9 protein-coding genes and 2 tRNA genes are annotated in these 13,598 nt (G+C 65.3%); 2 read left to right on the plus strand and 9 right to left on the minus strand.

Annotation, left to right across the window (positions count from 1 at the left end; genetic code table 11):
• Positions 1-20 precede the first annotated feature (20 nt).
• The 6 genes from ACIQF4_RS02930 to bcp all read right to left on the minus strand — a co-directional run bounded on the left by ACIQF4_RS02930 (position 21) and on the right by bcp (position 8,340).
• Complete coding sequence (locus ACIQF4_RS02930; RefSeq protein ID WP_400514295.1) at positions 21-3,251, minus strand: efflux RND transporter permease subunit; 3,231 nt, start codon at positions 3,249-3,251, stop codon at positions 21-23.
• Positions 3,252-3,320: 69 nt separating this feature from the next.
• On the minus strand, positions 3,321-4,823 hold the full coding sequence (locus ACIQF4_RS02935) for a malate:quinone oxidoreductase (protein ID WP_400514296.1): 1,503 nt from the start codon (positions 4,821-4,823) through the stop codon (positions 3,321-3,323).
• Positions 4,824-4,902: 79 nt separating this feature from the next.
• A complete protein-coding gene (locus ACIQF4_RS02940) occupies positions 4,903-6,573 on the minus strand; it encodes an ABC transporter substrate-binding protein (protein ID WP_400514298.1) in 1,671 nt (556 codons plus the stop codon).
• A gap of 172 nt (positions 6,574-6,745) precedes the next feature.
• Positions 6,746-7,420 (minus strand): fasciclin domain-containing protein, encoded by a 675-nt coding sequence (locus ACIQF4_RS02945; RefSeq protein ID WP_350002614.1) that lies wholly within the window; start codon positions 7,418-7,420, stop codon positions 6,746-6,748.
• Positions 7,421-7,675: 255 nt separating this feature from the next.
• Positions 7,676-7,757 (minus strand) — tRNA-Leu (locus ACIQF4_RS02950).
• A gap of 109 nt (positions 7,758-7,866) precedes the next feature.
• Positions 7,867-8,340 carry a thioredoxin-dependent thiol peroxidase gene (gene bcp / locus ACIQF4_RS02955; RefSeq protein ID WP_400514300.1) on the minus strand — a complete coding sequence of 158 codons (474 nt, stop codon included), beginning with the start codon at positions 8,338-8,340 and terminating at the stop codon, positions 7,867-7,869.
• Between the two features lie 96 nt (positions 8,341-8,436).
• Here bcp and ACIQF4_RS02960 point away from each other — a divergent pair, with 96 nt between their 5' ends.
• Complete coding sequence (locus tag ACIQF4_RS02960) at positions 8,437-8,898, plus strand: MarR family transcriptional regulator (protein WP_350002668.1); 462 nt, start codon at positions 8,437-8,439, stop codon at positions 8,896-8,898.
• Between the two features lie 247 nt (positions 8,899-9,145).
• Here the strand turns inward: ACIQF4_RS02960 and ACIQF4_RS02965 are convergent.
• The 3 genes from ACIQF4_RS02965 to ACIQF4_RS02975 form a co-directional block, all read right to left on the minus strand.
• Positions 9,146-9,221, minus strand: a tRNA-Lys gene (locus ACIQF4_RS02965).
• Between the two features lie 114 nt (positions 9,222-9,335).
• On the minus strand, positions 9,336-10,298 hold the full coding sequence (locus ACIQF4_RS02970; RefSeq protein ID WP_350002612.1) for a PQQ-dependent sugar dehydrogenase: 963 nt from the start codon (positions 10,296-10,298) through the stop codon (positions 9,336-9,338).
• Positions 10,299-10,458: 160 nt separating this feature from the next.
• A complete protein-coding gene (locus tag ACIQF4_RS02975) occupies positions 10,459-11,598 on the minus strand; it encodes a hypothetical protein (protein ID WP_400514301.1) in 1,140 nt (379 codons plus the stop codon).
• A gap of 266 nt (positions 11,599-11,864) precedes the next feature.
• Here ACIQF4_RS02975 and ilvD point away from each other — a divergent pair, with 266 nt between their 5' ends.
• Positions 11,865-13,583: a dihydroxy-acid dehydratase gene (ilvD, locus tag ACIQF4_RS02980; RefSeq protein WP_350002610.1), complete on the plus strand. Its 1,719-nt coding sequence runs from the start codon at positions 11,865-11,867 to the stop codon at positions 13,581-13,583.
• The last annotated feature ends 15 nt before the right edge of the window (positions 13,584-13,598 follow it).

The following is a 13,598-nucleotide window of genomic DNA, read 5'->3' on the forward strand; positions in this document are numbered from 1 at the left end:
TGCCGGGAGGCAGTACGAGCCTAGGAGGGGCCGGGGGCGGCGCGGCGGCCGCTGGTCTTGGGAACCATTCCCGTGGTCCAGTCCCTGAATTCCTCGTCGACGTCCCGTCCGGGCCCGAATTCCGGACGTGCCTGAAGGTCCCGGAGCAGGGCCTTCTTCTCACGCCGGCCCTCCACCAGCCTGTACAGGACCGGTACCAGGACCAGGGTCAGCGCGGTCGAGGAGATCAGCCCACCGATAACGACAACCGCCAGCGGCTGCGAGATGAAGCCGCCACCGCCGGTGAGGCCCATGGCCATAGGCGTCAGCGCGAACACGGTGGCGAGTGCGGTCATCAGGATGGGGCGCAGGCGCTGCCGTGCCCCATGCGTGATGGCGTCCGCCACGTTCATGCCCGGCCGGCCGTCCCGGGGCTGCCGGTACTGGTTGATGAGGTCGATCAGCACGATGGCGTTGGTGACCACAATCCCAACCAGCATGAGCATGCCGATCAGCGAGGGCAGTCCCAGCGGCACGCCCGTCACTAGGAGCAGCGCCACGGCACCGGTGGCTGCGAACGGGACCGATACCAGCAGGATCAGCGGCTGGATGAGGGATTTGAAGGTGGCCACCATGATCACGTAAACAATGGCGATGGCCGCCAGCAGGGCCAGCCCGAGCTGCTGGAAGGACTCCTGCTGCTGGGTGGTGGCGCCGCCGATTTCTGCGGTGACCCCCGGCGGCAGCTGGACGTCCGCCAGGCGTTTCTGGACCTCCGCGTTGACCGCACCCAGGTTGGAGCCCGACGGCGTCACGGACACGCGTGCCGTGCGCTGGCCATTGCTGGCGGTGATGGACACCGGCACGTCCACCTGTTCCACTGAAGCGATGCTTCCCAGCGGCACAGGCCCGCCCGCTGCCGGGAGCGGAATGCCACGGACGGCGTCGATGCTGGTGAACCTGGTGCCCTGCCCGATCTGGACAGGGAAGTCGTTGGTGTCGATCCGGACTTCGCCGGCCGGAATGGGGCTGATGGTGGAGGCCAGGACCCCGGCCACCTGTTCCTCGTTGAGCCCGGCGGCTGCCGTCCTGGCCCGGTCCACCTTGACCTGGACCACGGGTTGGCTGGCCGCGAGGTTGGTTGCCACCTCGCTGGTGCCCGGCACCCCGGTCATCGCCGCGACCACGGTGTCGCTGGCTTCCTGGAGGTCGGCAGTGGTGGCTGCCTTCAGGGTGATGTCCACCGTGGAGGATGTGCCGAAACCGCCCTGCTGGGTCCCTACCGAGATCTTGCCGGAATCGGGCACCTTCGCCAGTTCGCTGCGCACCGTCTCCTGCAGCTGCTCCTGGTCCGCCTTCTCGTCCGTCACCACGGTAAAGGTGGAGTTGGACGAGCCGGTGGAGGTCAGGGCGGCGAAACCTGCCTGGGCATTTCCTGACGTCACCTGGATGTCCTTGACGCCGTCGATGCCGCGCAGCACTTCCTCAAGCCGGATGGCTGCCGCGCTGGTGTCGGCGAGGGTGGTGCCGGCCGGCAGGACCTGGCGGACTGTGAGGCTGTTCTGGCCGGAGTTGCCCAGGAGGTTGGTGGCCAGCAGCGGTGTCATGGCGGCGGTGGCACCGAGGACCAGGGCTGCGGCCACCAGCGTGATCACGGGGTGCTTCTGGGTCTTGGTGAGGATGGGCAGGTAGCCGCGCTGGAGCCTGCTGCGCTGTTCGGCTTCCATGGCCCGGGCACGGGCCTCGTCCGCGTTCCGCCGGGCAGCAGCCGGCCCTGCCGCAGCCGCGGCTGCCGGGGCATCGGTGTTTTTAAGGAACCAGTAGGCCAGCACGGGAACGATGGTCAGCGAGACCAGCAGCGATGCGAGCAGTGCCATGGTGACGGTGAGGGCGAACGGCCTGAAAAGTTCGCCCGCCAGCTCACCCACGAAAGCGATGGGGAGGAATACCGCCACGGTGGTGAGGGTGGAGGCGGTGATGGCCCCGGCCACCTCCCTGATGGCGGTCAGGATGGCCGTGACCTTGTCTTCGCCGTAGCTCAGGTGCCGCTTGATGTTCTCGATGACCACGATGGAGTCATCCACCACGCGGCCGATGGCGATGGTGAGCGCACCCAGCGTCAGGATGTTCAGGGAGTATCCGGTGGCGGACAGGCCAATAAACGTGATCAGGAGCGAGAGCGGAATGGAGACCGCCGTGACCAGGGTAGAGCGGGTGGACATCAGGAAGACCAGGATGACCGCAACGGCGAAGCCCAAGCCCAGCAGGCCCTCGGTGGTGAGGTCCTTGATGGACTTCTCAATGAAGGGGGCCTGATCGAACACCGGAGTGAACTTGGCATTCGAGCCCAGTTCGGCCTCAAGTTCGCCAAGCGTGTCACGCACCGCGTGCGAGATGCCCACCGTGTCGCCCTCAGGCTTCTTGGTCACGGACACGGCGAGGGTTTCCTCCCCGTTGGTCCGTGTGATGGACGTCCGTTCGTCATCCTTCAGGGACACCTCCGCCACGCTGCCAATGGTGACCCCGCCCTGTGCACCCGCCAGCGGCAGCGCCTCGATGGCTGCCAGGGAATCCACAGGGCTGCCGATCTGCAGCGAGAGGGTCTTGCCCTGTTCCTCGAGCGTGCCGGCCGGGACCAGCGCGCCGTTGTTGGCCAGCGCGTCCCGGATGGACGTGATGCTCGCACCCGCCGCGGCCATGGCGTCGGCGCGCGGAAGGATCTCGATGTGCTGGGAGGCGCCGCCGGTCACGTCAGCGCCGCGGACGCCGTCAATCTTCTGCAGCCGGGGCACGCTCAGCCGCTGGAGGTCGGCGTTCAGCTCGCTGAGCGTCTTGTCCGAGGACACGGCCAGGAAAACAATCGGGAAGTCGCTGATGCTTCCGGCGATTGCCTGCGGCTGGACGTCCTCGGGCAGGGAGCGCTTGGCGTTCGAGATGGCCCGGTCGATCTGGTTCCGCGCCCGGTCCAGGTTTGCACCATAGGTGAACACCATGGTGATCTGCGAAACGCCGTTGCGCGAGGTGGAGGAGGTGGATTCCAGCCCTTCCACGCCGTTCAACGCAGTTTCCAGCGGCCCGCTTACCTGCTTGTCCACCACCTCCGGGGAGGCCCCGGGCATGGCGGTCAGCACCGTGATCTGCGGAAACTCGATCGAGGGGATGAGTTCCTGCTTCAGCGATGACATGGTGATCACGCCGAAGACGGAAGCGAAGACTGTGATCAGTGCGATCAGTGCCCGGTTTGCAAGTGAAAGTTGTGCCAGCCGGAACATCGCATGATCTCCTGAGGGGTTGAAGGACTGATACGGACCCGTAGGTGCCGGCCGCCGGCCCCGGCAGGGTCAGCGGCTGGCGGAAACGCTCTCCAGCTGAAGTGAGGCGGCCGTCGCCTTTTCCAGCTCGGCAGCCAGGTCCGGGTTCTCGTCCAACTTGACCCCGTAGCCGGGCATCATGTCCTTGAGCTTGGACTGCCAGCCCTTGAAGTTCCGGGGGAAGGTCCTCTTCAGCAACTCGATCATGATAGGTACCGCGGTGGAGGCTCCGGGCGAGGCGCCCAGGAGCGCACCGATGGAACCGTCCCGGCCGGCGATGACTTCAGTGCCGAACTGCAGCACGCCGCCCTTCTGCGGATCTTTCTTGATGATCTGTACACGCTGGCCGGCGGTGATCAGTTCCCAGTCGCCGTCCTTGGCCTCCGGGTAGTACTCACGCAGGGCCTCCACCTTGTCGGCGTGTTTCTTGGCCACTTCCTTCACCAGGTAGGCGGTGAGGTCCATGTTGTCCTTGGCCACTGCCAGCATCGGAATGATGTTGCTGGGCCGGATGGACAGCGGAAGGTCCAGGTACGAGCCGTTCTTCAGGAAGTTGGTGGAGAAGCCGGCGTAGGGGCCGAACAGCAGCGACCGCTTGCCGCCGACGTACCGGGTGTCGAGGTGCGGCACGGACATGGGGGGAGCGCCCACCGATGCCTGGCCGTAGACCTTTGCGCTGTGCTGCGCGGCAATGGTTTCGTCGGTGCAGCGGAAGAACTGCCCGGAAACCGGGAATCCGCCGTAGCCTTTGCTTTCCGGGATCCCTGAAGCCTGCAGCAGGTGCAGGGCGCCGCCGCCGGCGCCCACAAACACGAACTTGGCGTGGATCTTGCTGTGCTCCCCGGATTTGGGGTACTTCAGCGAAAGGTCCCAGCCGCCGTCGGAAGCCCTGGAGATTCCCGTGACGTCATGGCCGTAGTTGATTTCGACGCCGTTGTTCCCGACGTAGGTGGTCAGCTCGCGGGTCAGTGCCCCGAAGTCGACGTCGGTGCCCTCGGCTGCGCGCGTGGCGGCGATGCGCTGCTTCGGGTCGCGTCCCTTCACGATCAGGGGCGCCCACTTGGCGATCTGGGCGTGGTCCTCGGAGTACTCCATGCTCCGGAACAGCGGGTGGGGCTTGAGGGCCTCGTAGCGCGTCCGCAGGAACCGGGTGTGGTCCTCGCCGATGACGAAGCTCATGTGCGGCACCGTGTTGATGAAGCTTTTGGGGGATCCGATCAGCTTCTGGTCCACCAGGTGGGACCAGAACTGGCGCGAAAGCTGGAACTGTTCGTTGATGAGCAGCGCCTTGGAAGGATCCACTGAGCCGTCTTTGGCTGCTGGGGAGTAGTTGAGCTCGCAGAGGGCTGCGTGGCCGGTGCCGGCGTTGTTCCATGGGTCGGAGCTTTCCAGCCCCGGCTGGTCCAGCCGCTCGAACAGGGAGATGGTCCAGTCCGGCTCGAGCTGCTTGAGGAAAGCCCCCAGCGTGGCGCTCATGATGCCGCCGCCAATCAGGACGACGTCGGCATGTGGGGTCTTGGAAATGAAGGTCACGATCAGTCTCCGATTGCAGCGGCTCTGGCTGTCACAGAATATCCCCGGGCAGCGGACATACTGAAATTGGACCGCTCCGTCAAGGCTTTAGTTGCACCTTCGTGAAAACTTCATTTAAGACCGGGGAGGCCGGATAGCTCAGTACGCGGTCGGAGAGGGCCAGCGCGGAGATGGGGAAGGCAACGGGGACGGCCGGGACGGTGGCCGCGATCTGGGCGTTGATGGTGTGATATTGCTCATCCCGTTCCTCCCCTTCCGGAAGCCCCCGCGCCCGGTTGATTTTCGAAAAGACCTGGGGATCGTGGTAGCCGAATTCACCGTTCTTCTCACCGAAAAGGGGTCCCACGAAGTTGTCGGCGTCGGAGTAGGAGCCGTTCCAGCCCAGGAGATGGAGCGCATGGTCGCCGGGGGACTGCACTTTCTGCAGATAGCCGTCAGCCCAGTCCACCGGAACGGGCCGGATGTTGATCCCGACGGCTGTGAGCTGGCGGCTGATCTCGGCGTACACCTTCTCGGGTGTGGGCAGGTAGGGGCGGGTGACGTTCAAGGGATAGTAGAACTTCAGCTCCTCACCGGCATACCCGCCCTCTTCGAGATATTCCTTGGCCTTGGCGGGATCGTGGCCCAGCTCCGGGGCGTCGTTGTTGAAACCGCTGATCTTGGGCGGGACGAACTGTGTGGCCTTGGCAGTGTTGTCTATGAAGAACCGGCGGATCAGTGTTTCCTTGTCGATCGCCATTTCGATCGCCTGCCGAACCTTGAGGTTCTGGAGCACCGGGATGTCCTGGTTGATGCCCACGTACATGACGGAGAACGGGTCACGCTGGACAATCTGCTTTCCGCGTTTCACCAGCTGGTCGAAGTTGCCCACCGTGACGGCGTCGTAGCCGTCGATCTTGGCGTCCAGCAGGGCCTGGAGGCGCGCCTGCGGGTGGTCGTAGGCGACGAAGTTGATGGTGGCAATCTGGCCGCGCTCTCCCCAATAGGAGGTGTTGGTGGCCAGGGTGACACTTCCCTCGTCCCAGGAGGCCAGGCTGAACGGTCCGGTCCCCACCGGACTGGTCCCGAAGACGGACACGGGCTGGCCGCCGCGGTTCTGGTCCAGGACCTCGGCCGTGCCCGCGGCGAGGGCGGCCGGCGAGGCGATGGCGAAGGCAGGCAGGGTGAGGGCCTGCAGGAAGGCGGTGAAACGCTGGGTGAGGTCAATCTGCACAGTGTCCGCCGATATGGCTGTGCAGCTCTTGAAGATGGAAAGCTCCGGCTCGTCCGAGTGGGCCTTGAAGACATCCTTGAAGGAGCTGCCGGGGGCCTGCCGCCGTAATTCGGGGGAGAAGGCAAACCATCGGTTGAAGTTGGTGCACACGGCGTCGGCGTTGAACGGGGTCCCGTCCTGGAACAGGACGTCGGTCCGGAGCTTGAAGGTGTAGGAGCGGCCTTCGTTGGATTCGGTCCATTCCGTTGCGAGCAGTGGCGTGGGTTTCCCGGTGACCTGGTCCACGCCCACAAGTCCTTCGAGGATCTGGCGGGTGATGCGCTGGGACTCAACGTCATTGGAAAGGGCAGGATCCAGGCCCAACGGCTGGGCCGCTGTTCCGAAATTGAAGGCAGCGGCGGGCTCGGGGGCGGCGGTTGTGCTGGGGGAGCCGGATGTCGGCGAGGGCGATGGAACAGCGGTGCACGAGGTCACGCCCAGGGCCAGGAAAACAGCGCCGGCCTTGATGACCGTCCGCCGCGATGTACTGCTGGGCACTCGATTATCACCTCGGGATCTTGCCGGTTCCGCCGCGTGCGGACCGGAGCCCAGTCTAGTAGACGCTGCCTGAAGCTACCGGGACCCGGTCGGACCCGCCGTGGCAAAGAGCCGGGGGCCGTCCCTCCGGACGGCCCCCGGCTTTACCTGAAGGAAGAGACCTGCCTGGTGCTTACTTGGGCATCAGCACCGAGTCGATCAGGTAGACGGTTGCGTTCTTGGTCTGCACGCCGCCGCAGATTACGTTGGCGTCATCCACCTTGAGCTCGTCGCCGCTGCCGGTCACGGTCACGCTGCCGCCCTGGACGGTGGCGTGGGTGCCGGCGATCATGTCAGGAGTGATCTGGCCCGGAACCACGTGGTAGGTAAGGATCTTGCTCAGGAGGGCGTCATCCGTCTTGAGAGTTTCGATGGTGGCCGCATCGATCTTGGCGAAAGCGTCATCCACCGGTGCGAAGACCGTGAATTCGCCACCGTTAAGGGTGTCCACCAGGTCCACCTTGGGGTTCAGCTTTCCGGACACTGCTGAAGTGAGGGTGGTGAGGATCGGGTTGTTGGATGCTGCGACGGCAACCGGGTCCAGGGCCATGCCCTCAACCGAGCCTGCGCCTGAGGGAACCTGCTCGGCGTAGGCGGCACAGCCGGGGCCAACCAGGTTGGCGGCCGGGTCCATGGCGGCAGCAGAGGCGCTGGCCGAGGGCGAGGGGGCCATGCTGGACGCGGACGGCTCGGCTGCAGGGGCGGATGAAGCGGTGGTGCCCGCGGAACCGCCACAGGCAGTCAGGCTGAGAAGGGCTGCTGCTGCAACGCCTGCGACGGTGAAGGTTGTGCGCTTGATGGTCTGCATGTCGGTTTCTCCTTGATTGTGGCAATTACCCGCCGCGGACGTGGTGCCTGTGGCGTCTTTCGAAACTTGCTGGTGGGCACCTGCCCTTGGCTGGTGTCTCACTGTCTATTCGGCCGGCGGCAGGATGCGGATGGGTAAATTCCCTGGAGTTTTTCGACGGGAGCTGAATCAGCCCTCTGTGCCAGTGCGGAAGGGACGCGGCGGAAGGGACGTTAAACGCAAAGGTCCCCCGGCCAAAGCCGGGGGACCATGCAGTGCGCAAGGGGGGACTTGAACCCCCACGCCCGAAGGCACAGGAACCTAAATCCTGCGTGTCTGCCAATTTCACCACTCGCGCAGGGCTTCCGGCCGTTGTTGCCCAAAAAGGCCCGACGGCGGATGCCAGTGTCCATTGTAGCGTCGCTGCGGCAGGACCTTAGGTAGGGGCCGCTGGCAGCGGTGCCTTCTCAGGCGTCCAGGTCCAGGTCCCGCCGAAGTTTGGCTACGTGGCCGGTGGCCCTCACGTTGTACTGGGCCAGCGCAACCTTCCCGTCCGGGTCCACAACGATGGTGGAGCGGATGAGCCCCTCGTAGGTCTTGCCGTAGTTCTTCTTCTCGCCCCAGGCGCCGTATGCCTCGGCAACTGCATGGTCCGCGTCCGAGAGCAGAGGAAAGCTCAGGCCTTCCTTGGCTGCGAATTTGGCGAGTTTCTCCACGGGGTCCGGAGAGATGCCCACGACGTCGTAGCCTGCTGACTGGAGGGAGGCCAGGTTGTCCCGAAAGTCACACGCTTCCTTGGTGCAGCCAGGCGTTGCGGCTGCCGGGTAGAAATACACAATCGTGTGGCGGCCAGGACGCGGGGACAAACTGACGTCGGTGCCTGCGGAATCCTTCAAGGTAAATCCGGGCGCGTCGTCGCCGGTAACAAGTCTTTCAGCCAATGTTTTTCTCCTAGTTGCAGGCGGGACACACCAGCCTAGTAAGCGCCGGGAACCAGCGCTAATCCCCACTTGGCTATACTGGCTGCTATGCCTGATATGGATCACTGGCCCACGGGGCGCCTCTTGTCCACTGCCGCGCGCCTCGTCGAACACTCCTGGAACGAAAAACTCGGCGCCATCGGCCTCACCCACGCCGGGGTTATCGCCATCGAGGTCCTGGATGCGCAGGGCCCCATGACGCAAGCCCAGCTCGCGCAATACGTTCGCGTCCAGGCGCAGACCATGGGCAAGACGCTCAGCCGTTTGGAGGCCCACGGACACATTGTCCGGGTCCGCAGCACCTCGGACCGCAGGAGCCACGTCGTGTCGCTTACCGAGCAGGGCAAGGAAGCGGTTGCTGCGGCGGTGGAAATGGAGCGGTCCGTGCTGGCCTCAGCTTCGATCGATCCGGACCTGCTGCGGCAGGAGCTCCAGGCAGTGGTGCGGGAACTCGCCAGCCAGTTTGCCAATTCTCCCGGCGACGGGGCATTGGTGGAGAATTCGCCGTCAACACGCTAAACCGGCGGTCTTGACGCCCAAGCGTGGCCCCAGCTTCACAGCTGGGGCCACGCTTTTTTGTTGCCGCCACATCTGCCGCCGCGGGTGCCCGGGGGCCGGAGCAGGAGTGTGAACAATATGGCAAGGCTAAACGGGAAGGTTAAACAGGAAGACTGTTGCGGAAGCCGATGGGCAGGGCGGCCGGATAGCGGACACAACAAAACAGCCTCCGGTTCGCGTTGCCGCAAGCCGGAGGCTGTTTTCCCAGTGGTGCACCCCCCGGGACTTGAACCCGGAACCCATTGATTAAGAGTCAATTGCTCTGCCAATTGAGCTAGAGGTGCATCTTCTTTGCTGTGGTCATCGGGCTTTTCTTTCCCCGTTGACCTCCGCAACGACATGAAACTCTACACGAACTTTTTGCCCATGTGAAATCGGCGTCCCGGCCGGCTCCCGCTTCACGCGGATGGGGGCAAAACCAGCACGAAATCAGGGTTTTCGTTGTTGGTCAGCAGCCAGAATCCGCCCTCCGGGGTGCGGACGACGTCGCGGATCCTGCCGAACTGGCGTGTGAAATGGGCCACAGGCGTCCCGGCTTCAGCACCTTCCAGGGGAACCGTCCATAACCGCTGGCCCCGAAGCGCCCCCAGGTATGCGGTGGAGTCCACGATCTCCAGCCCGCTGGGGGAGGAATCGGCCGTTGAAGGCCATACGACTTTTGCGTCCTGGAACTCGGGGCGGCCGGGTGCGCCGGTCACCGCAGGCCAGCCGTAGTTTCCCCCGGGGACAATGAGGTTCAGTTCGTCATTGACGTCGGGGCCGAACTCGCTGGCCCACAACCGTCCTGCGCTGTCCCATGCGAGTCCCTGGACGTTCCGGTGGCCCAGGCTGTAGACCGCGTTGCCGAAGGGATTGCCCGGCGCGGGACCTCCGTTGGGCGTCAGCCGCAGGATTTTGCCGCCCAGGGCTTGGGGGTCCTGGGGCTGGTCCCTGCGCTGGGAGTCGCCCGTTCCCACGTACAGGAGACCGTCCGGGCCGAAGCGGATCCTGCCGCCGTTGTGGGTGTTGGCCTTCGGGATGCCGGTGAAGATGGTCTCGGGCTCGCCCAGGGCCAGTGCACCGCCGCCGGATTCCTGCACCCTCGCCCTGGCGATCCTGTTGTCCTCGCGTGCCGTGTAGTACATGTACAGGTATCGGTCGGACGCAAAGCCGGGGGACAGCGCAAGCCCCAGCAGGCCGCCCTCGCCGGCGGCGGCCACCTCAGGAACTTCGCCGAGTGCCACGGCGTCCCTGCTTCCTGCCGGCACAGCCTTGAGCAGGGCGGTGCTGCGCTCGGAGATGATGGCCGTTCCATCCGGCAGGAACACGGCGGACCATGGGATGTCCAGTTGAAGTTCAAGGCGTTCGGCGACATCCGGCACGCGTACCTCCCTTGCCTCCGGAAGGGAGGTACTTCCGGTCGGCCCGGCGCCGGGTCCGCCCGTGCAGCCTGCCAGAAGCAAAGCGAGGCAGGACGCAGCGGCAGCAGGAAAACGCTTGTGGAGGCCGGGCAAGGCCTGGCTTGACCGGCCCGGTCCTCGACTAGGGGCGCCTGCGCCGAGGAGCCCGGAAGCCGGCTGCCTCGGCATGCGCCTCCGATTCAAACCAGACGTCAGCCCGGACAGGTTCATAGTCGGGGTGTCCCTCCTCGTAGTAGACCATGGCCCCGGCATCACCCTTCACGGTGTATCCGTCAGGTCCGCTGCCGTCTGCTCCGGCGGCCGCCGAACCGGCGCCGTAGGGCTCGTCCGCTGCAAGGTGGCCCGCGGGTTCGGTTGCCGGCGCCGCCGGGGGCTGCTGGGTGCGGTCCGCTCCGGTTTCCACCAAAGCAGAGGACTGGGTGCGGTCCGCGGTTTCAGTGGTAGCGGCGTGTCCCGACATCATGCCGGGCGCTGCGGGTGCCGTTGAGCTGTCCTCGGGTTCGGGCTGCCGTGCGCCGGAACTCGTACGCATCGGAGCCTGTGCTGCCGTCCCGGCGTCGTCAATGCCCTCCACTGCGGCTGTTTCTGCGCCCGGGAGCGTTGGAGCGTGGGGCTCGGTGTACTCGGGGTGGTGGACCGGGGCACGGTGGGATTCCGCATTCGGCACTGCCGCTGGTTCAGCCTGCTGTCCCGTGGCAGCGGGTACGCCGCTTCCTCCGGCCGGATTTACTTGGGCTGCATGGGTGGGAACACCACCCGTCGAGGTGCCACCCCTGGATTCCGCGCCGGGGGCAACAACGGAGGAACCCGAAGCCTCCGACCACTGTGTTTCCCACTCTTCGTTGTCCCGGCGGCGGGCGTCCTGGCCGGACGCAGCCGGCGCGGCGCTGGTTTCGGACGCCGCTGACGTGCCGCTTGCCGCAACTGCCGGGGAGGCCGGGCCGGACTCCTCCCGCTCCTTCGTGCCCGCGGTCCGGTCCGTATCCGTTGCCGGGGCCGGCGCCGCGGCCACCACGTGATCGTCGGCCGTGGTGGGAGCCGCAGGTTCGGCGGGACGGCCGAAGCCTGCTGCCCCGGCGATGCCGGTGGTGCCGGCTGCTTCAGCGGACGCCGCGGCGCTGCCGCCGGAAAGCGCTCCGTCCGCCCGGGTCCGCTCCGCCGTGGAAGCCCCCGGCGCCTTGGCTGAACTGCTCCGTTTGAGCAGCCACCATACGACGCCCACTATGACAACAAGCAAAATGATCCAGAAAACAAAATCCATGGCAAGCCCTTCAGTCCGGATGGCGAGGTGTACTTTCCCTGACGCTACGTCCGGCGGTCACAACTGTCCAGATTGAGGGGAGCTTCAGGAGTGTCCGTGCAGGTTGCCGATCATCCGTCAGCTGCGCCACAGCCGGAGGGCTCATCCCCGGCTCATCTCATTATGTGAGATACGTGTCCATCATCTGATTGAAATTTTCGGTTTTTTGGACCTAAACGTCCCGGATCTGTCGTTGGGCCGTTCGGCGGAGCCATAGACTTTCCCCTATGAGTGACACCCACATCGCAACCGAGAACACGCCTGACATCAAACCCCGGAGCCGGGTTGTAACCGACGGAATCCACGCGGCTCCCGCACGTGGCATGTTCCGGGCGGTCGGCATGGGGGACGACGACTTCGCGAAACCCCAGGTCGGTGTGGCAAGTTCCTGGAACGAGATCACTCCCTGCAACCTCTCCCTGAACCGGCTCGCGCAGGGCGCCAAGGAAGGCGTGCACGCGGGCGGCGGTTTCCCCATGCAGTTTGGAACCATCTCGGTGTCCGACGGCATCTCCATGGGCCACGAAGGCATGCATTTCTCCCTGGTTTCCCGCGAAGTCATTGCCGACTCCGTAGAGACCGTGATGCAGGCTGAGCGCATCGACGGATCCGTGCTGCTGGCCGGCTGCGACAAGTCCCTTCCCGGAATGCTCATGGCAGCAGCCCGCCTGGACCTGTCCAGCGTGTTCCTCTACGCCGGCTCAATCATGCCCGGCTGGGTCAAGCTTGAGGACGGCTCCGAAAAGGAAGTCACCCTCATTGATGCCTTCGAAGCCGTCGGAGCATGTGCTGCGGGCAAGATGAGCATGGAAGACCTGACGCGCATCGAAAAGGCGATCTGCCCGGGCGAAGGCGCCTGCGGCGGCATGTACACGGCCAACACCATGGCATGCATCGGCGAGGCACTCGGCATGTCCCTGCCCGGCTCGGCCGCGCCCCCCTCGGCAGACCGACGTCGCGACGAATTCGCCCGCAAGTCCGGCGAGGCAGTGGTCAACCTGCTGCGCAAGGGCATCACCGCCCGCGACATTATGACCAAGAAGGCCTTCGAGAACGCTATCGCCGTCACCATGGCCTTCGGCGGCTCCACGAACGCCGTCCTGCACCTGCTGGCCATCGCCCGCGAGGCCGAAGTCGAGCTGACGCTGGACGACTTCAACCGGATCGGGGACAAGATCCCGCACCTGGGCGACCTCAAGCCCTTCGGCCGCTACGTGATGACCGACGTCGACAAGATCGGCGGCGTGCCCGTCATTATGAAGGCACTCCTGGACGCCGGCCTGCTGCACGGCGACTGCCTCACCGTTACCGGCAAGACCGTGGCCGAAAACCTCGACGCCATCAACCCGCCGGACGTGGACGGCAAGATCCTCCGCGCGCTGGACAACCCCATCCACAAGACCGGCGGCATCACCATCCTGCACGGCACCATGGCACCCGAAGGCGCCGTGGTGAAGAGCGCAGGCTTTGACGCCGACGTCTTCGAAGGAACCGCCCGGGTGTTCGAGCGCGAGCAGGGTGCCCTGGACGCGCTGGACAAGGGCCAGATCAAAGCCGGCGACGTCGTGGTGATCCGTTACGAAGGGCCCAAGGGCGGCCCCGGCATGCGTGAAATGCTGGCCATCACCGGTGCCATCAAGGGTGCAGGCCTTGGCAAGGATGTCCTGCTCCTCACCGACGGCCGGTTCTCCGGCGGCACCACCGGCCTGTGCATCGGCCACGTGGCGCCGGAAGCGGTCGACGGCGGCCCCATCGCCTTCGTCAAGGACGGTGACCGGATCCGCGTGGACATCGCCGCCCGCAGCTTCGACCTGCTGGTGGACGAGGCTGAGCTCGAAGCCCGCAAGGTGGGCTGGGAGCCCCTGCCCGCAAGGTACACCAAGGGTGTGCTGGCCAAGTACGCCAAGCTGGTGCACAGCGCCAGCACGGGCGCATACTGCGGTTGATGCCTTCCCCGTGCG

The organism is Pseudarthrobacter sp. NPDC092202 (assembly GCF_044755505.1).
GTDB lineage: Bacteria > Actinomycetota > Actinomycetes > Actinomycetales > Micrococcaceae > Arthrobacter.